Below are 25459 nucleotides of genomic sequence, written 5' to 3'. Positions count from 1 at the left end.
GACAGCTGTTGAAATGATCTACGACTCAATGTCGCCTTGGTGCTCACAGACGAAGCCCTGCGCCTGCCAGTCGGCCAGGCTGACGTCGCTTAGGCGGACGACCTGGGCACAGTCGGGCTGATAGATCTGGCTGACGATGGCCCAGCCTAGGCTGCGAGCCAAGTCGAGGCCGGTCTTAAAGGGCGATTCCTGATTGCCAGGGACGCCCTGCTCAGTGACTAGGTCGGGCTCCACCCAGATGCCGTGGGCACCGAGCAAAATCTGTGCCATCCATAGGGCTCGAGGTAGGTGAGACGCCGAAGTTACCAGCCGCACATGGCGAGCCCGCCAGCGCTGTAGAATCGGCAGGCCAAAGGCATAGTTTCCCAGCGTTGAGCGAGCGCATTTCTCTAGCCAGACCTGGGACAGAGGAGCACCGGTTCGCTCAAACAGAATCCGAATGCAGGGGTCCGCAGAGCCGCTTGAGATCAGAATAGGGACTTCGATCGCCTGCTCGGCCATGTAGATCTCTCGGCGGATGCTGCCGCCCAAGACCAGGTATGCATCTACCGGGCGAGCCGCTGCCGCTCGCAGTTGAAATAAGTTCGCGATCGCGCTGACCATTACCAGCCCAACCAGCCCCAGCAAAGCTCGCCTGACCCACCGCCGCCTGCTTCGCTTACGTAAATTCATTCCGGCAATAAAAACGAACTTTAGTTCAATAAAGTTTACCGAATCTAGCCGGCTTTCGGCGAAAGCTAGTCTTTCAGCCGGTATTTCCGTATGCTGGAGCACATTTAAGGCCCTGATCTTGCCATGCTTAAGCAAAATCGTTGAAATCCGCCTCATTTCTTCCGGACGCCCCTATTTACGGAGTCGATTTAATTGATTAAGTTATGGGGGAAGCCCCCTTAGACAAACCCCTACACCGCCCACCATCCGTAGCTTCCGGTGTTTATCTATACCGCATCTACCCAGGTCCGCTGGCTAAGTCTAACTGGCAGGACGACTGCTGCTCTATTTTGAATTCCTCTGGCTGCCTAAATGAAATCCATTCGCGTTCCGGCTTTCCTCAATCCTTTTGCCGCTGGCGTTGCTGCGGCGCTGCTCTTGCCGACTGGTCCAGTGGCAATTGGAGCAGCTGTCTTAACCTCCCCTAATCCCGCCCAGGCTTCGTTTGAGAACAGTCCCAAAGCCGTTTTAGATGAAGCCTGGCAAATTGTCTATCGAGAATATGTCGATACCTCCTTTAATCGGGTCGATTGGCTCGCGGTGCGGCAAGAGCTGCTCGGCCGCGACTATAGCTCTCCAGAGGCGGCCTACGACGAGCTCAAGCGAGCGCTTAGAAGGCTTGAGGACCCCTACACCCGCTTTCTCGAGCCAGAGCAGTATGCCAGCCTCACCGAGCAGACTTCAGGGGAAGTTTCGGGAATTGGCCTACAGCTGCGTCGCGAGCCCAGCAGCGGCGATATCTTCGTACTAGACCTGCTGCCCGATTCACCGGCCCAGCAGGCGGGCATCCAGGCTGGAGACCAGATTCTGATGATCGATGGCCGTTCCACCGAAAATTTAACGGTGGAGGGCGTCTCCCAGCTGATTCGCGGCGAGCAGGGTTCGCAGGTGACGGTGACGCTAAAGCGGAGCCAAACCGGCCAGCAAGACACGATGATTCTCACCCGCGAGCAGCTCCAGGTAGCCGCCGTCACCTCAGAGCTTCAGCAGCAGGGGAATGTGCAGGTGGGCTATATTCGCCTGACTGAGTTTAGCGCCCACGCGGCCGAGCAGATGCAGAGCGCCATCAGCAGGCTAAGCGCGCAGGGGGCTGAGGCATTTGTCCTCGACCTGCGCGGTAATCCGGGCGGTCTGCTGCATGCCAGCATCGACATCGGGCGCATGCTGCTGCCCCGAGGAACGATTGTCAGCACCGTCTATCGCGATGGCCATAGCGAGGTCATTTCGGCCAACCGCACCGACATTACTAACCTGCCACTTGCCGTCCTAGTCAACGGTCAGTCAGCCAGCTCCAGCGAAATTCTGACCGGGGCGCTGCGGGATCACAATCGGGCTGTCGTTGTGGGCAATCCTACCTTTGGTAAAGCGCTGGTGCAGTCCCTGCATGGGCTGCCCGATGGCTCTGGAATTGCGGTAACCGTGGCTCATTATTACACTCCAGCCGGCACCGACATCAGCCAGCAGGGGATCACGCCCGACGTGGAAATCAGCCTAACCGACGACCAGCAGCAGGCGCTCTCCCGCAACCCGACCCTATTGGGCACCGCCGCCGATCCCCAGTTTGTGCAGGCGGTTAGGGCGCTGGAGCCGGTTGTGGCACAGCGGCAGCAGGCGGCCGCGACTGCCCCCCTGTCCCCCCCAGTGCAGCAGCTGGGACAGCAGCTCGGGCACAATTAAAGCCCGGGCGCTTATTCGTTGACCCCGTGCCGGGAGAAAACATAAATCCGCTGCATTTCCAAATCCCGGCAGAGGTCTGAGGGTCTCACCGCCGCCGCGTCGTCGCTAGGCCAGCTAAAGACCTGCCGATCGAGCCTCACCTGGAGCTGGGTGAAGGGGTCGCTGCCGGAGGAGATTAAAAATTCCAGCTGGTGCAGGTCAGGCCAGCTGGATAGCTCGTCGAGCAGGGCCGCGATCGCGCCTACGTAGGGATGGTCGGGCTCCCGATACCAGTCCTGGGCGGCTAGCTTGGCCTGGTCAAGGCCAAGGTGAAAAATCAGCGATGCCCGGTCGAATAGCGCCACCGCCACCGGCCGGGCTTCCTCTTGCAGCAGCAGTCCGTGCTGCCGGGCTAGATAGCGCAGCTTTTCCAGCCGTTCATAGCGGCGAGATGGGCGGGCAGGGGGCTCGCGCCACTGAATCGCAATGGTCACCAGATAGGTTTGCAGCAGCAGGTGCCCCAGCTTCCGGGCCTTAGTCGCCAGATAGCCAGCGTTGTAGGAGGTGGCCTCAATCAGCAGCGGCACCCGATCGACCATCTCTAAACCATAGCCCTTGAGCCCAGCAATCTTGCGAGGATTGTTAGTAATCAGGCAAAATTGGCGGACGCCGAGGTCGAGCAGAATCTGGGCTCCCATACCATAGTTGCGCTGGTCTACCGGCAGCCCGAGTTTTTCATTGGCTTCCACCGTATCTAAGCCCATATCCTGGAGTGAATAGGCCTTGAGCTTATTGACTAGGCCAATGCCGCGACCCTCCTGCCGCAGATAGACCACCACCCCCCGGCCGGCATTGTCAATCATCTTCAGCGCCGCTTGCAGCTGCATCCGGCAGTCGCAGCGAAGCGATCCCAGAGCGTCCCCAGTCAGGCATTCCGAATGCATTCGCACCATCACTGGCCCAGACTGAAAAGTCGCCGGGTCGCCCTTAACCAGGGCAATATGCTCCGAGCCGTCGAGCTGATGCCGATAGGCATAAACCTGGAACTGGCCAAACTGGGTGGGCAGCTCGGCCACGGCCTGGCGCTGGATCAGCCGCTCGTGCTGGAGGCGATAGCTAATCAGGTCGGCAATGCTGATCAGCTTTAGCCGGTGTCGTCGGGCATAGGCCACCAGCTCTGGCAGCCGCGCCATCGAGCCGTTAGGGTTTTGAATTTCGCAGATCACGCCCGCCGGGTAAAGCCCAGCCAGCTTGGCCAAGTCTACCCCGGCCTCAGTATGCCCGGCCCGCTTCAGCACACCGCCCGGCTTTGCCCGCAGCGGAAAGATGTGACCCGGCCGCCTCAAATCCTGAGGCTGGGCTTCCGGGTTGATCGCCACCTGGATAGTGCGGGCCCGGTCCTCAGCGGAGATTCCCGTCGTGACGCCCCATTTCAGCGCAGCGTCGATGCTGACCGTAAAGGCGGTCTGCTCGTTCTCGTCTTCAAACGCGCCGCCGCTCACCATCAGCGGCAGGTCGAGGGCATCCAGCCGCTCGCCAGTCATGGCTAGGCAGATCAGCCCTCGCGCCTCCACCGCCATAAAGTTAATCATGTCGGGTGTGGCAAACTGCGCAGCGCAGATCACGTCGCCTTCGTTCTCGCGGTTTTCGTCATCCACTACTACAATCGAGCGACCCGCCGCCAAATCGAGCAGCGCCGACTCAACCGAGTCGAACTGAAAGGTCGGATTGTCGGGAGCAGAATCAGAGTGATCGAGCGGTGGGGACACGGCAGCTTCTCAGGAATGACGGTTTGAAACGCTTCTTCTCTGATTGTAAAGCGCCGACTGTAAACCGCCTGCCATCGCCTTGGGCTCGACCCGCATCACTTGAAAACGATCGCCGGGTTCGGATGATTATTCCTCAGCAGCTGGTTTAAGCCAAATCACCGGTCTTTGATTGGGCGACTCGCGACCGCTCTGCTCCTGCATAATCAGGCCCGCCTGGGCGGGATCAAAGCTGCGACTGAAGCTGGCCCATAGTTTGGCATTTTCTTGCTGAGAAAGCTGGACTGACGTTTGCAGCACATCGAGACGGCTCTGCTGAGACTGGTAGTAAGGCACCAGCTTGGCAATGGTCGTTCCGGCAATCACCGCTAGCACCAAATTGACCGTCAGCTTGACCGAAACTTCCATCGCCGCAGCCCGCCGCGCCCCGACATGGAGCCGCCTTTTAGCACGATAGGCGCGCCGCTGCGACGGGACAGGGCGGGGCTGAGGTGAGGGCTGTAAAAAATCGGTACGTCTAACAGCAGTCATAGAAAAGGATCTACCTATTACAAGAGGCAATTACCAAAGGCGATGACCAGGGGTATGCCAAGGATATATATGATGGCTGCCGCTGGCCTGGGCTCAACCGCAGCCGCCATCATTATGGGGGCAAAGCCTATTTTTTTCACGATCTTTCAGCAGCTTTTTGGCATTTCTGATAGAAATGTCCAATTGAATGCTTTAACCACCATTAAATAGCCCCTCCCAAGCGATGCGGGAGGGGCTATTTAAGTGGGCACGAGCCCGGCGTCTACTGAGTACAGATGAGTACAGAGCGTTCGGGCCTGACCTACTTTACTTGATCTAATTTACTTATAGAGTTCGGTAGATAGGCGCAAAGCTAGAAATCCCGGGATGAGCGCAACAGCTAGTGCGACAAAGATCTGAGTATCTGATAAAGACATAGAGGTTTCCCCATCGTATGAGAATTAATTCTATAATGATTCTGCAAAATGGTAAAAAACGCGAGGGCTACGCCAACAGCTGTTACAAACTTTAACAGCGTCCGCTGCGTTCGCTGACTGTTGGCTGCACCGTCAAAATTCTGCGCCAGATTTTGCCCCGTCGCTCCCTGCAAGATGCCCGTAGCAGTTTTCCCCGATGATATTGGCTGATATAGCAATGGCGACTCCCTCCTCAGACACGACCAACGGCATTGTCGAACCGTCTAGCTCAGGTTCGGGACAGCCGCAGCCCCAGCGCCCCAGCCTCGATCGGAAAATTATGCGTATCCAGCACGACGTGCTGAGAATGGGCGCTTTGGTCGAAAATTCCTGTCTGCTGGCGCGGGAGGCCCTGTGCGATCGCAGCCTGGAAGCCGCCCGTAAAATTCCGATTCAGGACAAGCAAATTGACCAGCTCTATCGTCAGATCGAAGTAGACTGTGTTAACCTGCTCAATCTAGAGGCCCCCGTCACTCAAGACCTGCGGCTGGTCAGCACCTTCATGCAGATGATCCGCGACCTGGAGCGGATCGGTGACTACGCCAAGAGCATTGGCAATTCGGCTATTCAGCTCTTTCCCTACCCGGTGCCCGACTGCATGGACGAGGTTCAGGTCATGCTCGACCGCTGTCGCTCCATGGTCGCCCTGTGCCTGATTTCACTTTCAGAGCTAGACTCGGTCGCCGGCCGGGAGATCAAACGGAAAGACGATGCGGTTGATGATGACTACGCCCGACTTTATCAGCGCCTGGTCAAGTCGCCCTGCGAAACTGGCATCGTCGAGCCAGTGATCCTGATGGTTCTGGTGATTCGGGCGCTGGAGCGAATTGCCGACCATGCGACTAACGTGGGCCGCCGGGTGACCTACGTCGTCACAGGTGAGCGGTTTTGAGTCGGGAGCAGCGGAATCCTCTCAAATCTAAAGGGAAATGACCGGTCTAAAGGGAAATGACCGGAAAATTAGACAAAAAATTTGACAGTTTTCCACCCCTTGCGGAACGATAGAGAGAGTTGGGCCTATAGACTCTCGCAAGCACCAGGGCTTTAAGCCTCCGGAAGGGCTTCTGGAAAGGGATAATCGACGCGATACATCCCAACTTGATTGATTCTGCGGAAGACGTTTTCAACCGTCAGCCTGAGGTCATCTGCGGCTAGCGCAATTCGGCTGGGCGTGGAGCAGAGTTCGGCCTGTCGCCTCTAGCCTGTCGCCTTTGGCCCGTTAGTCTGGCCTGTTTCAGCCGGTGCAATGTTCGCCCAATGTCTGTTAAATGTCTGCAGGTGGGTTTTCGCCGACCAACTCATCTAATCCCAATCTAAGGACCCATCGCTACATGGATTTTTCAATTGCTTCCCTCCTGGCCAATCTGTCGGAAGATAAGCTCGTTACCGTTAAAACCCTCGAAAAGAAACTCAGCTGCAAGGATGAAAGCAGCTCTAGAGATCTCCAGGTTGCTCTAGATGCCCTAGAGCGCATTCAAGTAGTGGAGAAAGCGCGAGGCAAATATCGCCGCGTTGCCGAAGAAGACGTGATTGAGGGCAAGCTGCGCTGCTCTAGCAAAGGCTTTTGCTTCGCCATTCAGGACGAGGAAAGCGCCGATGATATCTACGTCCGCGAGAGCCAGCTGAATACGGCCTGGAACGGCGATCGCGTTCTGGTTAAGGTGACGAAAGAAGGCAGCCGCCGCCGCAGTCCCGAAGGGGAAGTCAAGCTCATTTTAGAACGGGCCAACGCCTCGGTGCTGGCTCGGGTAAAAGCTACCGATGATAGCTATCAGGCGGTGCCACTGGACGATCGGCTGCTGTTTGAGTTAGACCTGACGGCGGGCGACGTTGACCTGAGTCAGGCCATTGACCACCTCATTCACGTTGAGATTACCCGCTACCCCCTCGGTCAGCACCCGCCCCAGGGTCGCGTTGCACAAATTTTGGGCAGCGATGCTGAGGATGCCTCCGATATTGATATCGTCTACTGCAAGTACGACCTGCCCCGCAGCTTTCCCGAAGAGGTGTTCATTGCGGCGCGATCGCTCCCCAACAAAATCCGCAAAGCCGACCTCAAAGGCCGCACCGATCTGCGCCAGCAGCTCACCCTCACCATCGACGGAGCGGACTCTAAAGCCACCGACGATGCCCTGAGTTTGGAACAAACCGACGAGGGGCACTGGCGTCTGGGCGTCCACATCGTCGATGTTTCCTTTTACGTTAGAGATGGCGACCCCATCGACCGCGATGCCTACCGCCGCGGCACCTCTGTCTATCTTGGCGATGAGGTCGTGTCGATGCTGCCGCCGCCGCTGCCTAACGCCCTGGGGTCACTGCTGCCCGGCAAAGAGCGGCTGGCGATCTCGGTGCTGGTGACGCTCGACCAGACCGGGCAGGTGCTGGAGTATGAGTTTCAGCCCAGCGTGGTCGAGGTTGACCACCGGCTGAACTATCAGCAGGCCCAGGCCGTTTTGGCCCGCCAGGACAAGGCGCAGCTGGCTGAACTAGGCATAAAGCCGAAGGAACTCAAATCCTTTGAGCCAGTCTATGAACTGCTAGACCAGCTCTTTGCCGTCAGTCAGGCCGTCCGCAAGCAGCGCCACGAGCGGGGTGCCTTTGACCTCAACTTGCCAGACCACGCGCTGCCGCCCGAAGCCGATAGTGAGCTAGCGCAGTTCCTCTCGCCTAAGTTTCAGTACGACGACGAAGGGGCGCTGGGCGCGATGGTGGTTTCTGCGCAGCTGCCCGCGCGGATAATCGTCACCGAGCTGATGCTGCTCGTCAATCATCTGGTCGCGAAACACTTGCAGGCGCTGGGTCTACCCGCTGTCTACCGGGTCCACCGCACCCCCGACCCGAGCGATGCGCAGGACCTGATTAAGATGGCCAATAACATGGGCTTAGACTTGCAGCTGGCCGAGGAAGAGGAAGTCTATCCCCGAGACTATCGCAAGTTTACCGAACAGTTTGCCGAGTCTAAAGCCGAAAAGGTGCTGACCTACCTGCTGCTAGAAACCTTTAAACCAGCGGCCTACAGCGCCCAGCCCGGCATCCATTTTGGCCTGGCCATCGACGATGCCTATACCCACTTTGCCTCCCCCGTGCGGCGCTACCCCGACCTGCTGGTGCACCGGCTGCTGCATGCGGTCTTTAACGAAGGCCGCGATCGCCGCTCGACCCGCTCTAAAGATCGGGTTGACTTACGCCACAGCTCTTGCCACGGTCAGATCAACTGGAGCGTGCTGCCGCCTGACGTGCAGCATGCGTTCGAAGACCAGCTGACGCGAGCCGCTATCCATCTGACCGAGCGCGAACGCCTGGCCCAGGAAGCCGAGTCTTACCTGGAAGGGCTGAAGAAGGCTGCCTTCATGCAGGCCCACACGGGCGAAGTCTTCCACGGCCTGATTACTGGGGTACAGTCCTATGGCTTCTTTGTCGAGCTCGAAGAGCTGCTGGTCGAGGGCCTAGTCCACGTCAGCTCGCTCAAGGACGACTGGTACGAATACCGCTCGCGGCAGCACAAGCTGGTCGGTCGTAAAAACCGGCAGCAGTACCGGCTGGGGGATCGGGTCGAGGTCAAGGTGAAGAGCGTAGACTACTACCGTCAGCAAATCGATTTAGAAGCGGTGGGCGGCGGTAGTCAGGCGCTCGACGATGATGAAGACGACGGTAACGGCAACGGCGAGCATGGCGACGATGACGTCAATGGCCAAGACGATCGCTATGGCGACGATGAGGAATAGCCTCAGCGCTTCTGCCCGGCCGCGGCTACCGTTAATTTTAGGCGTCAGCGGCGCTTCGGGACTGATCTATGCGGTACGGGCGCTGACCCATTTGCTCGCCGCCGACTATGCGGTGGAGCTGGTCGCCTCTCGGGCAGCCCATCAGGTCTGGCAAAAAGAATGCCAAACCCGGATGCCGGTTGAGCCGAAGCAGCAGGCCCTATTTTGGCGACAGCAGGCGGGCATCGAGACAGCCGGGAAGCTCCAATGTCATCCCTGGGGGGATGTCGGCGCGCGCATCGCTAGCGGCTCTTTTCGAACGGCTGGAATGGTGGTCATGCCCTGCAGCATGGGTACGGTTGCGAAGCTGGCCAACGGCCTCAGTTCTGACCTGCTAGAACGAGCCGCAGACGTTCAGCTGAAGGAAGGCAAGCCGCTGATTGTAGTGCCGCGAGAAACGCCGCTGAGCCTGATCCATCTGCGTAACTTGACCGCCCTGGCCGAGGCGGGGGTGCGAGTCGTGCCGGCAATTCCCGCCTGGTATCATCAGCCTCAGTCGATTGAAGATTTAGTCGATTTTGTGGTCGCCCGGGCCCTCGATCAGCTATCTATTGACTGTGTACCCCTACGCCGTTGGGACGGCTAGCCCCATGCCTCGCCTGATTGTTCTCGGTCTGGTTGTGGTCGCACTGGTGATCCTGGCCTTGCAAAATCTTTCGCTTTCGCTGCCGCTGGTGGTTTTGGGCACACCCACAGGGTCGCTGCCGCTGGCGCTCTGGCTAGTAGGCGCGATCGCAGTTGGGGCAATTTGCACCCTGCTGATTTTTTGGTTAGTTAACCTAGGCCAGCCGCCCCGTAGCGGCTACCGCCCCATGGGACGGCGGGTTCCCTACCCCAGCGACGAGCGCTCAGCAGCAACTGAGACGGCTGGCTGGCAAAGCTCGCCAGAGCCTTCAGACAATAGATATTCAGACCTTTCCTCTGACCGCCCGTCAGACCAGCCGCCCCAGCCGCCTGCCGCCCCGGCCTCTGACCGGGTGGCGGCAACGGAGCCCGTTCGCCCGGCACCCCAAAATCGCGATGCGGCCGACTGGGAGAGCTTCAGGCCGCCCGAACGCTGGGATAGCTGGGAGCAGCCAGCCTCAGCTGAGCCTCCCCGCTCAGGCCGCTTTTTTGGCCGAGAGGCTGACTCAGCCGACGCTACAGTCAACCAGATCGATCAGGGCTGGGAGGAGGAGGAAGCCGGCTGGGACGGGGCTAATCGCACCGATGACGATCAGCTTGAGCAGCGGCCCCGGCAGACTTACCGGGATAATAATCTTTACAATCCGGATCAGTCAGGCTATGACGAGTCGGCCTACAGCGAGTCGGACTATTCGGATTACGATGAGTCGGCTTACAACCGGGTCGGTGACCCAGCCTCATCAGACTGGGAGGAAGACTGGGAAGAAGAGAGTCCCGAGCGGTCAGCCCGCCGTACCGATGAGGCAGACGATGCGGACCGCCAAATGGGTCCAGATGGCGTATACGATGCGGACTACCGCGTGATTGTACCGCCCCATCGACCGCTCGACGAAGAATCCTAGTCACCTAGTCAGTTACAAAATTAGTAACCCTGCTTCATCCTCTAAAACTATCGCTATCTTAAGAGAGTCTTCCCGAGTGTTCCCAGGTTCCCTCTGAGTGACCCAATGGCCATAGCTCCCCAGCGTTTTAGTACTGAAACCTGCATCCTTGAAGTGATCGGCCAGAATTCAGTCCTTTCTCGCTGGACTGCCCAGCCGGTCGTCCAGCGGCTGCGGTTTCGCCTATGGCTGAGCACGGAAGCGACAGCTCCCCTGCTGCTCGCCGAGGGCGGCCTTAGTCAGCTAGAAGAACTGAGTCAGACTGTCCAGCAGACCATCCAGACCCGGCTCGTTTTACCCAGACTGCGCGTTACCGACAGCGGCAGCTTTAGACTAAATTTAGGCCACCCCCCAGGTGCAGCTCCCCAGCCGATTATCGGCGGCCAGCTGCGATCGCTGAGCCACCTTCATCTCTGTGACATTGCTAGTGTTCTCGATCAGTATGAGCAACAGCTGGCAGCGCTGCCCCCGCGCACCAGAACCGCAGTTTCCGCCCGTGCGCCTCGGCCCCTGGCGCTATGGATGGGGTCGGCGGCCTCGCTGCTGCTGGCAGTCGGCGTTGCCGCTGCATTTTGGCCTCGTCAGTCGGCACTGATCGCCAATCAGGAGGCCGCTGAAGAGTCGGCCCCAGCTGAAAGCGCCGAAGCGCTGCCGACAGCTCCTCCATTCACGCTGGGAGCCGAACCAGAAACCGACACAGCCGCCTCAGAGCGTGCAGCGGCTCCAGCCCCCCGACCGACCCCTCAACCGACCAAGCCAGAACTCAAAACCCGGGTTATCCCTAGCCCAACCAGACCACCCAACGCCCCAGTCGGCCCTACTGCGGCTGAGTCGGAAGCTGCCGCCGGCGATATCGCCTCCTCTAACCTGGCAGACAACCTGGCAGAGGCCGAGCCGGACAGCAGCGGCAGCGCTCGGCTACAGCTGCTGGAAACGACGCGCGAGGTCCAGCAGTATTTTCAGGCCCAGTGGCAGGCCAACCAGACCGACCAGCCGCTGATTTATCAGCTCCAGCTGAACCCTGACGGCTCGATTGCCGCCTTCGGCGCGGTGAGCGGTGAGGCAGCAGCCTACCGCGATCGCATCGCCTTACCCAATCCCGAAAATCCTGCCTTCTCGCCGCTGCCTCAGGCGCAGCCGCTAACGCTGCGCGTAGAGCTACAGCCTGACGGCCGGGTCCAGGTCGCGGCTGAATAAGTTGAAAGCTGAGAAAACCCGCTTAAAGCTAGCTGCGAGCACGTCGCGCATTGCGACGCCGCTGAGTTGCGATTACGGCCTTTTCAACGGGGAAGCCCACGACTGGAATCACCTGATACTGCCGCTCAGCTTCTAGCTGCCGCAGCTCGGTATAGTCCACCCAGTGAATGCAGTCAACCGGGCAGGTATCGATAGCTTCCTGCACCAGCGCTTCAGAATCGCCATTTTGACGGACGACCCGAGCCCGGCCGTAGTCTGGCTCAATGTAGAACGTATTTCGGGCAACGTGGGCACAGTGCTTACAGCCAATGCAGGTCAACTCATCGACATAGATACCCTGCTGGCGCAGGTTTCCGCCCAGCTCTGGCTCTAAACCCGAGCGGGCCTCGCCCTCCCTGAGCTGGCTGCCCAGCTCTGGCTCTAAACCCGTACGCTTAAAATCTTGATTATTCAAAATCCGAAAAAAGGTAGGTGGTCTAATAGAAAAGGGCCTTCCAGCTCAGCGAAAGACCCTCCATAAGACGAAAAAGCGGGCTAAGCGTGCCAGCGCTGGAGGACCAAACGAATAGAGCCATCTTCGCTCGCCGTCTGCTCAGCGACCTGGAAGCCTTGCTGCGCGGTCTCACTCAGCACCGTATGGTAGGCATAGCGCTGAGTAACTTGGTTTAAGAAACCGTCTACCGACAGCGGCTGCTGCCAGTATTGCAAATCGGCAACCAGCTGATAATCGCCGGTCTGCTGATTGCGCTTGAACCCGACGTCGTAGCCATTGGCCTGCTCGATCACGACCTCAGCCATCTCGGTTTGGCCCTGGTAGCCCCGAACAGCGCGAGGACCGGCCTGCCATTTAGAACCGACATCGGTCAGGGCTGCCTGGAGGGAAGGAAGGTTACGAAGCTTGGTTTTAATCTGACTAAAGTGAGACATTTTCCTATGTTTTAGGGTCGTAAATGAGTTTTGGCAAGGAACAGTGAACAGGGAAATAGAGCAGTGAAAACGGGATACAGCTACCAGCTGCTGTAGGATAGGTGAGACGTTTGGGCGGATACTGAATCGGCCTGGGTAGCCTGGTTGTAGTAGTCAGCGGTCTTTTCTTGGGACATCACCTGACCGAGCTGGGCCTCAATAGCCTGAGTCACTTCAGCGCAGGACCGACCCACGACGCCAGTGACCAGCTCTTTGACCCGACCGTCGGGATAAATCACAAATTCTAAAGTTTCCATATTAGGTGATACACCTCTGAAATCTCCATCAGCCTAGCGAACTCATCAGCCTAGCGGCTCTTGCCAGCAGCTCTGGAAAGGCTTTTCCAAAGGCTAAGCATTTCGAGAACTGCCGAGTCAATTCATAGAGAAACTTTACTTAAATTATTATCCCTATGAGCCGATGCAATCGTTTAGGTAAGTGTCGCTTAACTTCTCAAAGCAGTCAAGGTGCAGGTCGTGAAAGACCTTGAGCCTTCGTCGTCTGGGAACGGCTTAGCAACATTATTTAACATTAGCCGCTATCGATTCCGAGAACGTCCGCCTTTAGTCGCACTTTTATCGAGCGATAATCCGCTAGCGGCCTCTATCCTCCCTACGCTGACCTAATCTGAAGGCGAAGCGCGGTCCCGAAATCAGCTTCAGCGGCGGGCCGTTTCCTGTCTACAATAATGACCAGCAAGCCGTTTGCCTTGATGACTGCGATCATGTCCGAGCCTTTCTTTCAGTTCGAGCAAGACTTTATCGATTCACTGCGCTGCGTACCCATGCAGGTGAGGCTGAAGCTCGATACCTGCGGCGTTAAGCTCAAGCTTGAGCATTGGAACCACTTCACCCCGGCCCAAAAGCAGCATCTGGTGCAGCAGCCCTGCCAATCTGCGGCAGAGGTGACACGCTATCGGCAGCAGCTCCAGGAGTTCGTCACGCAGCAGGCTGGGGCACCGGCCAAATCGCTTGAGATTGAGCCACATCCACCCTGGCTCGACCCGGCGACCGTCCCCGAGGTGGTGCGTGAGCAGGCTCGGGCCCATGAAATTGTTCTGCCGGTTGAGCAGTGGGCAGAACTGACGCCGCTACAGCGGTTTGCATTGATTAAGCTGAGTCGGTCGAGCCATGAGAATCGAAATTTCCTGCCGGCGGTGAAGGAGTTTGGGTTGAGGGGGTAAGTGTGGAGAGTTAAGTGTTGAGAGTTGCGGGGAGCGGGTGAAGCGTAGCGGGAGTGTAAAGGGATAAGAAGATGAGGCTGCGGGGATGGGGACGGCAGCGGCGGGGCGGACGGAGGCTGCCCTGGGCGCTATTGGTCGTGGTGGTGATTTTATACGCGATCGCGGGGCTGATCCTGTCGGCCTTCGCCGCCCCCTTCTGGGTGTGGCCGCTAGCGTTAGTTGGAACATTACTACAGGCGCTGGCGCTGGCGGGACCGCGATCGCTGACTGGACTCAGGCCCGAACAAGTGCGCGGGGCGGTGTGGCTAGCCTGTTTGGGCGCGGGTGGACTGGTCGTGGCGCTGGCGGTCGCCGGCAACTATGCCGGGACGGATCAGCTAGGCCAGGTGAGCCTGGAGTCGCTAGCATTGACGATTGGACTGGTCAATCTAGGCGTCATCCTGCTGACCGCGATCGCGACCGTCGTCGGGACCCGGGCCGGCGATCGGCTTGTGGATGTGTTTAGCCGCTGGCGCAGTGCCTGGGTGCTAGCCGGAATTTGCTTTTTAGGATTGTTTATCGGCGGCATTGTCGGCGTCCTGCTGATCAGCGAAGCCCGGCTGATTTGACCTCAAGTCGGGTTATCTTTGCTGTCTCTCTGTCAGGACACCCAAACGTTTCCCCTAGAGACGGGTCAATTTCTGACCCGGTAAGGATGTGGGAAAAATTGGTATCCGGCATCACAGAACTTGTCGCATAGACTCCCTACAAATGGGTCATCTTCCGCAGGCGTTGGCTCAATCGAGCAGCTGCTCACTTATGGAATACTCGTTCGACTTTTCAGTCATTGCTGACAATTTTGGGCTGCTTCTATCAGGGGCCTGGTTGACCCTGAAGATGTCCCTACTCGCGATCGCGTTTGGCCTCATCATTGGCGTCATCGGCTCGCTGTTTAGAACCTCTGGCAATCCGCTGCTGAACGGCATTGCCCTGGCCTACGTCGAGGTCATTCGTAATACGCCTTACCTGATTCAGCTATTTTTTATTTTCTTTGGCCTACCGAGCTTGGGGCTGACGCTCTCTGCCGAACAGGCCGCTATCCTATCGTTAGCGATTAACTTTGGGGCCTATTCAACCGAAATTGTGCGAGCGGGCGTAGAGAGCATCTCTAAAGGCCAAATTGAGGCCGGTTTAGCCATTGGGTTTAAGAAGCTGGCGGTTTTTCGACATATTGTTATTCCCCCGGCTTTGGCCAACGTCTATCCGGCGCTAATTGGTCAGGTGATTTTGGCCGTCTTGTTTACCAGCGTTGTTTCTCAGATTGCCGCAGAAGATCTGACCTATGCGGGCAACTATCTCAACTCTCGCACCTTCCGCAGCTTTGAAATTTACTTCACGATTGCGTTGATGTATTTGGCCATTGTCTGGATTGTGAAAGCGCTGGCCTATCTAATCGAGCTCCGCTTTTTCGAGTTCGCAAAGTATCGTAAATAAGGAATCTGCCACCCCATGGACGGCTTTACAATTCCACGCATCTTTCTCAATCTTCTGATTGCTACGAAATGGACCCTTATTCTGTCACTGATTGCCTTCATTGGCGGCGGTGTTATGGGATTTGTGATTGCCCTCATGCGCATTTCTGCGGTGAAATGGCTGAAAGCCATCAGCTGGGTTTATGTTGAATTTTTTCAGGGAACGCCCCTACTGCTCCAGCTGTTCCTAGCGTTCTTTGGGCTGTCGGTCATTACCGGCTTTAACCTATCCCCGTTACAGGCTGCCACCGTTGCCTTGACTGCCTATACCAGCGCTTTTCTCGCCGAAATCTGGCGCGGCTCGATTCAGGCCGTTCCCGAGGGGTAGTGGGAAGCTGGCGCTGCGATTGGCTTTGGCTACTTTAAGCAGCTGCGGCTGATTATCTTGCCTCAGGCCGTGAAGCTGTCTATCGCGCCGACGGTGGGTTTCTTAGTACAGGTGATTAAGGGCACATCGCTGGCCTCAATTATTGGGTTTACTGAGCTATCTAGGGCCGCGGCGCTCATCAATAATGTGACCCTGCAATCGCTGCTAATTTTTGGTCTGGCGGGAATTATCTATTTTGCCCTCTGCTACCCGCTGTCGGCCTGGAGCCAGCGATTAGAAAGGCAGTTTGCTTACAAGTAAGCGTCAGCAAAAACGAATGGTTCAGGATTGGGATTGCGATCTAAGCAGGAAGTTAAGCGGATGAGAAGAAAGGAGCGTCAAAAATGGTAGCTGATTTGCTCAGGGCAATGTTTCCTAAAGGGCTGCCCCGGATGGCCGCGCTATTCTGCCTCAGCCTCTTTCTGACGGTAGGCATTGCGGCCTGTTCTGGAGAAGAGTCCGCTACCAGCTCGGTGGAGCCCTTACAGCTTGAGGATATTGCTAATATTGCTCCGGCTGAGTCCGCCTTAGCAACGATTGAATCGACCGGAAAGGTCAGGGTCGCCGTTCCCGCCGACTTCCCGCCGTTTGGATTCGTTTCTCCTAGAATGCAGCCGATTGGCTATGACATTGAGATGGCCAGGGCGATTGCCGAGGGACTGGGGGCTGACGCTGAAGTCATTCCAGTGGTCGGCAACTATCGAATCCCATTCCTCCAGACCGGTCGGGTGGATATGATTATTTCTAGCCTGGGTAAAAACGAAGAGCGCGACCTGATTATTGATTTCTCAGAAGCCTATGCTCCCTTCTTCTCTGGCGTTTATGGCAGCCCCGATCTAACGATTAAATCGATTGAGGATTTGGATGGCTATTCCATCGGCGTAGCCCAGGGAGCGCTTGAAGATCTGGAGGTATCCCGGCTAGTGGAGGAAGGCGGCTTCGATGTAGACATCAAGCGCTATGCCAACAACAGCCTAACCGCGTCCGCACTGGTTTCGGGTCAGGTCAACGCGATCGCAACCGGCAATGTCGTCGCGGCTAGACTCATTCAAGACAATCCAGACCAGCAGATTGAGAGTAAGTTTATTCTCAAAGACTCTCCTTGCTATGTCGGCGTCCGAGAAAATGACCAGCCTTTATTAGAGGAAGTGAACGCCATCATCGCCGACCTAAAGCAGTCGGGGCGTCTGAACGAAATGTCAGTCACCTGGTTTGGAGAACCTCTGCCGGAGGATATTGCCTCCACCTGAACTTGCCTATTGAACTTCGCAATTCAGTCAGCCAAAGAGATTATAACGATGACCTACTCCCAGCCCGAAACGAATGCTGCTACGGTAGCCCGCGATCCAGAGGCAATTATCATCGCCAAAGGGGTACATAAGCGGTACGACAACGACTTTCATGTTCTAAAAGGCATCAGCCTGACCGTCAATAAGGGTGAGGTGGTCGTACTGATGGGGCCTTCTGGGTCAGGAAAATCTACCCTAATTCGCACCTTTAACGGGTTGGAACCCTATCAGGAAGGCAAAATTGAAATTGACGGCACCGAAATCTCCCACAACCAAAAGGGAATTGAGCTGATCCGGCGGGAGGTAGGCATGGTGTTTCAACAGTTCAATCTGTTTCCTCACCTGACCATTCTCAAGAATGTGACCCTGGGGCCGATTCATCTCAAGGGGCTATCCCAGGATGACGCCGAAGCTCAGGCGATGGAGCTGCTAGAGCGGGTCGGCATTGCCCCCCAAGCGAATAAATACCCCGGTCAGCTGTCTGGCGGGCAGCAGCAGCGGGTCGCGATCGCCCGCGCCCTGGCCATGGAGCCCAAAGTCATGCTGTTTGACGAACCAACCTCGGCCCTGGACCCGGAGATGGTGCGAGAGGTGCTGGACGTGATGAGAAAGCTAGCCCAGTCGGGGATGACCATGGTATGCGTGACTCACGAAGTCGGATTTGCCAGAGAGGTGGCCGATCGAATTATCTTTCTGGCTGAAGGAGAGCTGGTGACCGATACCACGCCAGACAAGTTTTTTAACAATCCTGAAGAAGAGCGAATTAAGCAGTTTCTATCCCAGATTTTGCATTAGATCTCAGTCGTCATCAATCCTTGAACTCCAGCCTCCCGGGCAGCGCTTGCTAAAACATCCGACAAATCCAGCTGAGCGGCTAGTCGAACCAAATACGCATAGTCTAACCGCTCCTGCTGAATCTTCAACACGCCCAGCACATCTCGCCGCTGCTTCTCCGACTGGCTCTGCTGTCCCCAGCGAAGTTTGCTCAAGATGATATCTTCCGCTGAAGCGACATACACCTCAGTCCCGCCGGGAAACGGACATCGCTGCCGCCGCTCAAACTTGAGCCGTTCGTACGCATCGGTACCGGCGATCATTAAATCAGCCCGTGAGATGGTTTCAATCTGGGTGATTTGCAGCGTCTGCATCTGCCCCATTCCCCCATCTTCAACACCCGGAACATAAAAACCAGACTCTTCCAGCACAGCAGCCAGTCGATTTAGGTCATCCGACGAAACTGAAATCACCACGTCTAAATCTCTGGTCGTACGCGGTTCTCCATAGACAATCGCGGCTACGCCACCGGTGATGTAGTAGGGAATATTTGCAGATGTAAAGATGCCGTGGAGCTGCGTCGCCAGCTCAGTCGAATCCTGTATCCAGGTCATTTCAGAACCATCGGGAATATAGTTGGTCGGACAGTCTTCCTGAAGCCAGGCTTCTGCCAGCTTACGGGCAAAGCTTGGAGGCGATAGGTCACCAAACTGACGGCGTAGGCACTGAAGTGATAGGGCTCGGGCACCCCGCATTAAAGATGCTGCCATCTGCAGCCGCTCCAATCCTGTACGCTGTCGCAGCAGATAAAAATCTAGCAGGTCTGCGGCTGAACTAATATCCTCGGCCTGGGGTCGATAGCCTAGAGGCGGTTTGAGCTGAAGCTGAATGGTCACGTGCTTAGGCTTGCGGCGTATGCTTACCCATTATATCTTTCAGATGCCGGCAGCCCTGACCGGCGGGATCTTCTCGGGGCGCGATCGCAGCCGACGGAAGACATCATCTGACCGCACAGCTTTGATAGAATTGTCGCAGGCCGAACACTGCTCAGAACTGCTGCGATGACTAGCTTGATCATTCAATCCGACCCGATGCCGCTGACGGTCGATGTGTCCTCGCTGCTGCCCTAGGCCACGATGACCGAGACTCAGTTCTATACGTTTTGCAAAGCAAACCGAGAGCTCCGGATTGAGCGGGCGTCCAGCGGAGAGGTCATCGTGATACCGCCTGCTTTTTCAGACACTGGAAATAGAAATTTCGTAAGCAGTATGGGCGTCGCCCTGCTGACTTTTCCAACGAGCCAGCTTACAGCGACGACTGGCGCGTGTTCGAGCGTATTCTCGCTCCAAACTATCGATAACTTGAAGAGATGAGCATGGCTGTCAACAATCAGCTTCTTGATGGCAAATGAGCCGGTAGGCTGTCTTCACCATTCGAGCAGAAGGAATTATGACTGTAGCGTCTGCCGCTGCTTCTCAAAATACTGCTGATGCTCTTCTGAGGCGATCCAGTAAGCACCGGCAGGTTCAATCTGAGTGACAATCGGCTGAGCGTAGCGGCCAGAGCGGTCTAGCTCGGCTTTAGCCTGCTGGGCTATCCTTTTTTGCTCGGGCGTATGGCAAAAAATTACAGACCGATACTGCTCGCCGCGATCGGCACCCTGGCGGTTGAGGCTGGTCGGGTCGTGAATCTGCCAAAATTTGTCGAGCAGCGCTGCGTAGCTAATCTGGGTTGGGTCATATTCAAGTTGGGCAACTTCAGCATGGCCGGTGACCCGCGAGAGCACGTCTAGGTAGCAGGGGTTCTCAAAATGGCCGCCCATATAGCCGACCGAGGTTTGAATGACGCCGGGCAGCTGCCGAAAGGCGGCTTCGGTATGCCAGAAACAGCCCGCACCGAAGGTCGCTAATAATGTTTGCATAAAGTGTAGACTAACCCAGCCCCATATTTCACTATTTGCGATCGCGCTTCCATTGCTAATATTAATGTTTTAAAGACGGGCTGGCAGCCGGGAAAGCGTACTCAGCTTATAACCAATGCTAGACTATTGGCGAAGATTTGCAGAATCCTAATTCATCCATTAGCAACGGTGATTCAGATGAAAACTGCTGCAAAAATAGCTCTGATTGCCTGGCTGTGGATTATCGTAATTAATCCAGGAACCTATGTCGGGTTGGATACATCCCTCAGGTTGCAGATGGCTCATGCCTGGTGGACGGGAACTGAAGAAGTTTCTATTCCCCCTAACGACGCCCCCAAGGTACGAGGAGACATTCGTTTTGGGGTCAGCGGAGAGGGGGATGAGCGTTATATATCCTTTGACGTAGGCCAGTCTTTGCTGATGCTGCCGGGCGACTGGGTGGGAACTCAGCTGCATCGATGGTTCCCCGCCTTGGCATTGGAAGATTTGCGGCATTTGGCCGTTCAGCTTTTAGTCTTCGTCCCCCTCAATGTCGCTACCGTAGTTTCCGGTTTCTGGCTGCTGCGGCTTTTTGGTTTTGAGGAACGGATTGCTGCCCTCACGAGCCTGACCTGGCTACTGGGCACGACGGTTTTTCACTATGCCCAGATTCCTCAGCAGAATAATCAGCTGCTGCTCTTCGTCACAATCGGTTATGCAGCCGCCCTGGCTTTTATTCGGCGCGGTCGCCCTCAGTTGGCCCTCGGCAGCGGGTTGGCCCTGGGTGGCGCATTCCTCATCCGCTTTACCAGTGTTTTTCACGTGCTGACCGTACTGCTATTTCTCGTAGGTTGCGTAGCCTACCAAAGCCGCGACAGGCTCAAAGTCTTTAAAGCGGTGAGGCTGTGGATAGCTGGCTTTATGCCTTTATTCTTGCTGAGCCAAACAATTAATTACGTGCGCTACGGCAGCTTCTGGGTGACTGGAAAAATCGTAGAAAAGCAGCAGCAGCTGAGCGATCCAATGTGGTCAGGACTCCCTCAGCTTCCCCCGGGGTATCCCTTGCTAAACCCGCCTCACGTCGGGATTCTAGATACCCTCTTCTCACCCGCCAGAAGTATTTTTATCTACGACCCTTTTCTCATCCCTTGCTTGATTTTGGGAATTGTCTGTTGGAAAAAATTTTCTCCTTACATGCAATGGTATTTGATCTGTGGAATCTTTAATCTGGGCTTACATATGGCTCTTACCAGCCGACTCATATGGCATGGAGGGACTGCCTGGGGGTCTAGATTTCACGTGACCTCCGTTCACCTATTGCTAATTCCACTTTTAGCCTTCTTCATACAGGTCCTTCTATCGACTCAAGGGTGGACTCGCTGGCTGCTGCGGGGGATTGTTGCAGTCGCGATCGCGGTTCAGATTACCTCCGTTACGATGGAGCCCAACCTGGAGATCTATCAGACTAAGGTGGGTATGCCAGGGTCTCGCCTAGAGTTTCGTTTAGGTCAGCGTTTGACCAACATAGCTTGCCTGGCCAATGACTTTTCTGAGCGATGCATTGATAGAAATCCTAACAAAAGGCGCTACGTAGAAGAATTTAACAACCTCTTTTTCCTACCGTTTAATTTCCATCGAGAAGCGGCAGGGCGGCCCGCATTAGAAAGAGTTTCGATAGCTTTATTTGTAGCCTGGGGGCTAGCCCTAGTCATGGCTATTTCAACGACTACTCGTTTTGTCTTCGGCCCGGGATAGGATGCTAGCAAGCTTTGCCACGGGCAGCGGTAGCTCGTACAGAATTTTTAGAAAGCAGTCCTGAGGATGTAAAATCTTCAGGATGTGCGATTATGAGGTCTTCTGCGGTCTTCCTTGAAGGCTGCGATTTAGGGCATGGTTTCGACGGGGTTTGAGGCGAGAGGATGGGGTATTTGGGTCGGTTAATTGGGGCCGGTGTTCTGGGGACGGTGGAGGCGGTAGCCGTAATGATGCCTAGCTTCGCCCAGTCCTCCCTATTCGTCGCCTATCCGCCCGACCAGCATGAGACGGTCGCCGACCGGATTTTCTTCATCGGTACTGCCTCCCCCGACCAGCCCGTAACGATCAACGGTCAGGTGATCGAAAACCGCAGTGAGGACGGCCACTTTGCACCGACCCTGCCGCTGGCGGTGGGTGAAAATCAGTTTACGCTAGCCCAGGGCGATGAAACCCTGTTGCTAACGATTACTCGCCTGGCAGACCAGCCACCGCAGCCAGAAGGGGTCGGCTTTGCCGCCGAGACACTGATGCCTGCGACCGATATTGCCCGACTGCCGGGCGAGCTAATTTGCTTTAGCGCGATCGCAACGCCCCAGGCCCAGGTCTTCGTTACTCTCGGCTCGCAGCAGATCCCCCTCCAGCCGCAGACCAACCAGGTGGCGCTGCCGCCGAATTCCGCTGTCCTGACGGACCAAACCGCCCCGGTCGAGGTGAGCGCGACCGAGTATGCGGGCTGTGCGACGGCAAATGCTCCCGGTGAGTTAGGCATTCCTCAGTTCGTGCTGACGGCCCAGGGTCAAACGGTCAACACGCCTGGCCCTAGCGTGGTCAGCATTCTCTCGCCGACGACTTTCGAAGTGGCCGAAGTTACGGTTGAATCGGGCATCGCCCGCACCGGCCCCAGCACCAGCTACTCTCGGATTACCCCCCTGCCCCGGGGCACCCGGGCCGCCGTCACCGGTCGCGAGGGCGAATGGCTGCGGCTGGACTACGGCGGCTGGATTAAGTCGAGTGAGACGGAGATCACCATTAGTCCGGTGCCGCCGCGAACGACGATTCGCGGGGTGCGATCGCAGCAGGTGCCCGGCTGGACTGAGGTCATCTTTCCGCTCCAGGTACCCGTTCCCGTCTCGGTTGAGCAGGATAGTCAGACGCTAACGCTAACGCTGCATAACACAACGCCTCAGACCGACACCATCTATTTCTCAAACGACCCCATGGTCGAGCGAATGGACTTCAATTCTGTGCTGCCCGATCGGGCTCGTTATACCTTTCACTTCAAGACCGACCAGCAGTGGGGCTACAAGCTGCGCTATGAGGGCACCAGCCTGATTTTATCGCTGCGGCATGGGCCAGAGGAAGCGCGATCGCCGCTCCAGGGCACCACGATTCTGCTCGACCCCGGCCACGGCAGTGATCAAGACCTGGGAGCGCGGGGCCCGACCGGCTATCCTGAAAAAGACGTAGCGCTGATTGTCTCAAAGCTACTACGCGATCGCCTCCAGGCACGTGGCGCTAGTGTCGTGATGACCCGCGAAGGCGACGATGACCTCTACCCTGCCGACCGCGTCGCCATCATTGAACAGACGGAACCCACGCTGGCTCTCAGCCTCCACTACAATGCCCTCCCCGACGCCGGCGACGCGCTCAACACCACTGGCATCGGTACCTTCTGGTACAACCCCCAGGCCCACGACCTAGCTGCGTTTCTCCACGACTATCTAGTAGAGACCCTAGACCGCCCCTCCTATGGCGTCTTCTGGAACAATCTCGCTCTCACCCGCCCCACCGTCGCCCCCGCCGTTTTGCTGGAGCTGGGCTTTATGATCAACCCGGAAGAGTTTGAATGGATTACCGACCCCGATTCGCAGCGGGTGCTGGCCGATGCCCTTACCGATGGGATTGAAGCCTGGTTAGCGGAACAGTAGTTTGACTCAGCTTAGCTTTATTGAGAACAACGCTGTTTGAATTCAGACCAATACTGTCTCAAGCCGCTCTCTCTTGAGCAGCCGTATAGACTTTCTCATTTGCCTTGAACGACTTTTCTAGGTCTACGACTGGGTTGGGATAGTTTACGCCTAAGCGAACATCGTAGCGCTTTTGTTCTTCGCTAGAAAGCTGCCAGGGTTTGTGAACCTTTGAGGCCGGGACTGGCTTGAGTTCGGGCAGCCAGTGTTTGACATATTCGCCTTCGGGGTCGTAGTCCTTTGACTGCTTGGGAATGTTGAAGTAGCGGAAGCCGCGAGCATCGTTACCAACCCCAGCAACATAGTTCCAATTTCCCCAGTTGCTGCAAACGTCGTAGTCGATCAGCAGCGACTCGAACCATTCTGCCCCCATGCGCCAGTCGATGCCCAGATTTTTGGTGAGAAAGCTGGCCACATTTTGGCGACCCCGGTTGGACATGTAGCCTGTTGCAGCAATTTCTCGCATGTTGGCATCGACCAGCGGAAACCCCGTTTTGCCCTGCTGCCATTTCTCAAAGCGTTCCCAGTCCTGTTTCCAGTCAATGTCTAGGCCGCGAATGCCGGACTTATAGAAAACGCGATCGCCAAATTTGGCGCAGACAAACCGAAAAAAGTCGCGCCAAAGCAGCTCAAACACCAGCCAGTAGGTCGATTTATTGCTCACGCGGTTGGCTTTATAGACCTGCACCTGCTCATAGATATAGCGGGGCGACAGGCAGCCCAGCGCCAGCCAGGCCGAAAACTTTGAAGAATAGTCAGCGCCTAGCATTTCATTGCGCGTTTCTTTATAGAACTTGAGCTGGTCAGCCTGCCAAAAATAATGCTGGAGCCGCTCAAAACCCTGCGATTCGCCGCCCTGATATGGCAGCACTGCCCGCGGATCGATTGGCTTGGGTTCCAGTCCTAAATCTTCTAAAGCTGGCAGCTCGCCAGGGTCGATATCCTCCGGCAGCGCCGGCAGGCGCTCGGGCGTAGGAAGGGTCTCAGAGACCTGGCTGGACTTCTCTACCGCCTGGCGAAACTGGGTAAAAACATCCGGCAGGTCGGCTAGGTCAAACGGCAGCTGGTTCGGATGGTACAGCGTCGCGCCCCAGTAGGTCTGATAGCTCACCTGTAGCGCCTTGAACTGGTCTATCAGCGCTTGGTCTATGGCTTTTTCTTCCGCTGTAATCTCTTCGGATCCGTAGACGGCGTCAATATCGAGGCGCTGCACCAACTCTGGAATGACGTCCTCAGGCTGGCCCCGACGGATGAGTAGATTGCTGCCGCGATCGCGCCAGGCCTGCCGCAGGTCGGCCACGCTCTGCCGTAAGAACTCAGCCCGATAGGCCCCCGTTTTCGCAAAGCCAAACGCGGTCTGCCCAAACTGGCGCGGGTCAAAGCAGTACACTGGTATGACCTGAGAGTGCGCCTCTAGGGCTCGGTGCAGGGGCTGATGGTCATGCAGGCGGAGGTCATTACGGTACCAGATGAGAATGCGCACGGGAGTTTAGAATACAGGTCTACAGAGTGAGCGAATATAATATTCGCCATTCGAAGCATAATCAGCCCGATGGACAGAAACCTGTATCCTTTGAGGGAACCCAGCCGAAAATTTCAGATGGGAGCTATGGCCATGCCGACTGCTGAAAGCCTGGTGCTCCAGCTTCAGTCCGTCTGCCAAGACTTGCTCTGGTCGAGTGAAACCGACTATCCCCTAACGTCGGTCTGCTGGGATGCGCCGCTGAGCCCCCCACAGCTGCTCGCCCATATCGGCCGACCAGCTGACACGCCGGTAGAAACAGAGTCGCTGGAGCAGTTTTTTGCATCGGCGATCGCAGCCAGAGACTGGCACGATGCCGCTGAGGCCGAGCGAGTAAATCGCTATCGCCAGCTGGTCAGCCTGCTTCAGGCTAACCTAGCCGAGCCAAGGGTCTATCGAGTGGGTACGGTCGAAATTGAGGTCTACATTCTAGGCCGGACTGAAGACGGTAAGACTGTAGGACTTTCAACCCAGGTCGTCGAAACTTAACCTGGAGGTTGCTATGGAACGAACTGCTGGGACAATGTGATCGCGGATCGTTTAGAGCTGGCCAAGTGACAATAGCGAAGAATTGCGGTCG

The 25459-nt window shown here is 56.6% G+C and carries 25 protein-coding genes and 2 pseudogenes; 17 read left to right on the top strand and 10 right to left on the bottom strand.

The features are described from left to right. Window positions 1–18: 18 nt before the first annotated feature. Complete coding sequence (locus IQ241_RS14470; protein ID WP_193908372.1) at window positions 19–672, bottom strand: YdcF family protein; 654 nt, start codon at window positions 670–672, stop codon at window positions 19–21. A gap of 351 nt (window positions 673–1023) precedes the next feature. On the opposite strand from IQ241_RS14470, the gene IQ241_RS14465 reads away from it, so the two are divergent. Then, window positions 1024–2388: a S41 family peptidase gene (locus tag IQ241_RS14465; protein WP_193908370.1), complete on the top strand. Its 1365-nt coding sequence runs from the start codon at window positions 1024–1026 to the stop codon at window positions 2386–2388. Window positions 2389–2399: 11 nt separating this feature from the next. Here the strand turns inward: IQ241_RS14465 and ribBA are convergent, their stop codons facing one another. Next, window positions 2400–4136 carry a bifunctional 3,4-dihydroxy-2-butanone-4-phosphate synthase/GTP cyclohydrolase II gene (gene ribBA / locus IQ241_RS14460; RefSeq protein WP_193908368.1) on the bottom strand — a complete coding sequence of 579 codons (1737 nt, stop codon included), beginning with the start codon at window positions 4134–4136 and terminating at the stop codon, window positions 2400–2402. A gap of 126 nt (window positions 4137–4262) precedes the next feature. Beyond that, window positions 4263–4664, bottom strand: coding sequence for a slr1601 family putative cell division protein (locus IQ241_RS14455; RefSeq protein WP_193908366.1), 402 nt, complete (start codon window positions 4662–4664; stop codon window positions 4263–4265). A gap of 69 nt (window positions 4665–4733) precedes the next feature. Here IQ241_RS14455 and IQ241_RS14450 point away from each other — a divergent pair, with 69 nt between their 5' ends. After that, the gene (locus IQ241_RS14450) at window positions 4734–4874 is read left to right on the top strand and encodes a hypothetical protein (protein ID WP_228021724.1); all 141 of its coding nucleotides are present in this window, start codon (window positions 4734–4736) and stop codon (window positions 4872–4874) included. Window positions 4875–4984: 110 nt separating this feature from the next. On the opposite strand, the gene psaM is transcribed toward IQ241_RS14450, so the two are convergent. Continuing rightward, a complete protein-coding gene (gene psaM / locus IQ241_RS14445) occupies window positions 4985–5080 on the bottom strand; it encodes a photosystem I reaction center subunit XII (RefSeq protein ID WP_193908362.1) in 96 nt (31 codons plus the stop codon). A 217-nt stretch (window positions 5081–5297) separates the two neighbouring features. Between psaM and phoU the strand changes: the two genes are divergently transcribed. From phoU to IQ241_RS14420, 5 genes are all read left to right on the top strand, one after another. Next, window positions 5298–6011, top strand: coding sequence for a phosphate signaling complex protein PhoU (phoU, locus tag IQ241_RS14440; protein WP_193908360.1), 714 nt, complete (start codon window positions 5298–5300; stop codon window positions 6009–6011). 439 nt (window positions 6012–6450) lie between these two features. Continuing rightward, entirely contained in the window at window positions 6451–8844 is a 2394-nt protein-coding gene (locus IQ241_RS14435; protein ID WP_193908358.1) for a ribonuclease R family protein, read from the top strand. After that, complete coding sequence (locus IQ241_RS14430; protein ID WP_390622464.1) at window positions 8834–9469, top strand: flavin prenyltransferase UbiX; 636 nt, start codon at window positions 8834–8836, stop codon at window positions 9467–9469. The genes IQ241_RS14435 and IQ241_RS14430 overlap by 11 nt, the downstream gene beginning before the upstream one ends. A gap of 4 nt (window positions 9470–9473) precedes the next feature. Next, window positions 9474–10409 (top strand): LapA family protein, encoded by a 936-nt coding sequence (locus tag IQ241_RS14425; protein ID WP_193908356.1) that lies wholly within the window; start codon window positions 9474–9476, stop codon window positions 10407–10409. Between the two features lie 105 nt (window positions 10410–10514). Then, a complete protein-coding gene (locus tag IQ241_RS14420; protein ID WP_193908354.1) occupies window positions 10515–11645 on the top strand; it encodes a DUF4335 domain-containing protein in 1131 nt (376 codons plus the stop codon). A 28-nt stretch (window positions 11646–11673) separates the two neighbouring features. On the opposite strand, the gene IQ241_RS14415 is transcribed toward IQ241_RS14420, so the two are convergent. From IQ241_RS14415 to IQ241_RS14405, 3 genes are all read right to left on the bottom strand, one after another. Then, a complete protein-coding gene (locus IQ241_RS14415; protein WP_228021723.1) occupies window positions 11674–12099 on the bottom strand; it encodes a ferredoxin in 426 nt (141 codons plus the stop codon). A gap of 80 nt (window positions 12100–12179) precedes the next feature. Continuing rightward, window positions 12180–12572 carry a DUF1257 domain-containing protein gene (locus IQ241_RS14410; RefSeq protein WP_193908352.1) on the bottom strand — a complete coding sequence of 131 codons (393 nt, stop codon included), beginning with the start codon at window positions 12570–12572 and terminating at the stop codon, window positions 12180–12182. 80 nt (window positions 12573–12652) lie between these two features. After that, window positions 12653–12868, bottom strand: coding sequence for a DUF2997 domain-containing protein (locus tag IQ241_RS14405; protein ID WP_193908350.1), 216 nt, complete (start codon window positions 12866–12868; stop codon window positions 12653–12655). 431 nt (window positions 12869–13299) lie between these two features. On the opposite strand from IQ241_RS14405, the gene IQ241_RS14400 reads away from it, so the two are divergent. From IQ241_RS14400 to IQ241_RS14375, 6 genes and pseudogenes are all read left to right on the top strand, one after another. Continuing rightward, window positions 13300–13794, top strand: a complete 495-nt coding sequence (locus tag IQ241_RS14400; RefSeq protein ID WP_228021722.1) for a nitrate reductase associated protein — start codon at window positions 13300–13302, stop codon at window positions 13792–13794. 71 nt (window positions 13795–13865) lie between these two features. Further along, window positions 13866–14402: a hypothetical protein gene (locus IQ241_RS14395; protein WP_193908348.1), complete on the top strand. Its 537-nt coding sequence runs from the start codon at window positions 13866–13868 to the stop codon at window positions 14400–14402. Window positions 14403–14592: 190 nt separating this feature from the next. After that, window positions 14593–15267 carry an amino acid ABC transporter permease gene (locus tag IQ241_RS14390; RefSeq protein ID WP_193908346.1) on the top strand — a complete coding sequence of 225 codons (675 nt, stop codon included), beginning with the start codon at window positions 14593–14595 and terminating at the stop codon, window positions 15265–15267. Window positions 15268–15282: 15 nt separating this feature from the next. Then, window positions 15283–15933, top strand: a pseudogene (locus IQ241_RS26580) (amino acid ABC transporter permease). Window positions 15934–16016: 83 nt separating this feature from the next. After that, window positions 16017–16922, top strand: a complete 906-nt coding sequence (locus IQ241_RS14380) for a transporter substrate-binding domain-containing protein (RefSeq protein ID WP_193908344.1) — start codon at window positions 16017–16019, stop codon at window positions 16920–16922. A gap of 48 nt (window positions 16923–16970) precedes the next feature. Next, complete coding sequence (locus IQ241_RS14375) at window positions 16971–17756, top strand: amino acid ABC transporter ATP-binding protein (protein ID WP_193908342.1); 786 nt, start codon at window positions 16971–16973, stop codon at window positions 17754–17756. Here IQ241_RS14375 and IQ241_RS14370 read toward each other — a convergent pair. Further along, window positions 17753–18631, bottom strand: a complete 879-nt coding sequence (locus IQ241_RS14370; RefSeq protein ID WP_193908340.1) for a nucleotidyltransferase family protein — start codon at window positions 18629–18631, stop codon at window positions 17753–17755. The genes IQ241_RS14375 and IQ241_RS14370 overlap by 4 nt on opposite strands. A gap of 165 nt (window positions 18632–18796) precedes the next feature. On the opposite strand from IQ241_RS14370, the pseudogene IQ241_RS26575 reads away from it, so the two are divergent. Continuing rightward, window positions 18797–18994: pseudogene (locus IQ241_RS26575) on the top strand (Uma2 family endonuclease); the annotation flags it as partial. 188 nt (window positions 18995–19182) lie between these two features. On the opposite strand, the gene msrA reads toward IQ241_RS26575, so the two are convergent. Then, the gene (msrA, locus tag IQ241_RS14365; protein ID WP_193908338.1) at window positions 19183–19656 is read right to left on the bottom strand and encodes a peptide-methionine (S)-S-oxide reductase MsrA; all 474 of its coding nucleotides are present in this window, start codon (window positions 19654–19656) and stop codon (window positions 19183–19185) included. Window positions 19657–19833: 177 nt separating this feature from the next. Here msrA and IQ241_RS14360 point away from each other — a divergent pair, with 177 nt between their 5' ends. Further along, window positions 19834–21390: a glycosyltransferase family protein gene (locus tag IQ241_RS14360; protein WP_193908336.1), complete on the top strand. Its 1557-nt coding sequence runs from the start codon at window positions 19834–19836 to the stop codon at window positions 21388–21390. 164 nt (window positions 21391–21554) lie between these two features. After that, entirely contained in the window at window positions 21555–23318 is a 1764-nt protein-coding gene (locus IQ241_RS14355) for an N-acetylmuramoyl-L-alanine amidase (protein WP_193908334.1), read from the top strand. Window positions 23319–23376: 58 nt separating this feature from the next. On the opposite strand, the gene IQ241_RS14350 is transcribed toward IQ241_RS14355, so the two are convergent. Beyond that, window positions 23377–24840: a DASH family cryptochrome gene (locus IQ241_RS14350; protein WP_193908332.1), complete on the bottom strand. Its 1464-nt coding sequence runs from the start codon at window positions 24838–24840 to the stop codon at window positions 23377–23379. A gap of 132 nt (window positions 24841–24972) precedes the next feature. Between IQ241_RS14350 and IQ241_RS14345 the strand changes: the two genes are divergently transcribed. After that, entirely contained in the window at window positions 24973–25368 is a 396-nt protein-coding gene (locus tag IQ241_RS14345; protein WP_193908330.1) for a nuclease A inhibitor family protein, read from the top strand. The last annotated feature ends 91 nt before the right edge of the window (window positions 25369–25459 follow it).

The organism is Vasconcelosia minhoensis LEGE 07310, assembly GCF_015207255.1.
GTDB lineage: Bacteria > Cyanobacteriota > Cyanobacteriia > Phormidesmidales > Phormidesmidaceae > Vasconcelosia > Vasconcelosia minhoensis.
The sequence above is the reverse complement of the archived record's forward strand: the minus strand, read 5'-3'. Positions and strand labels throughout refer to the sequence as shown.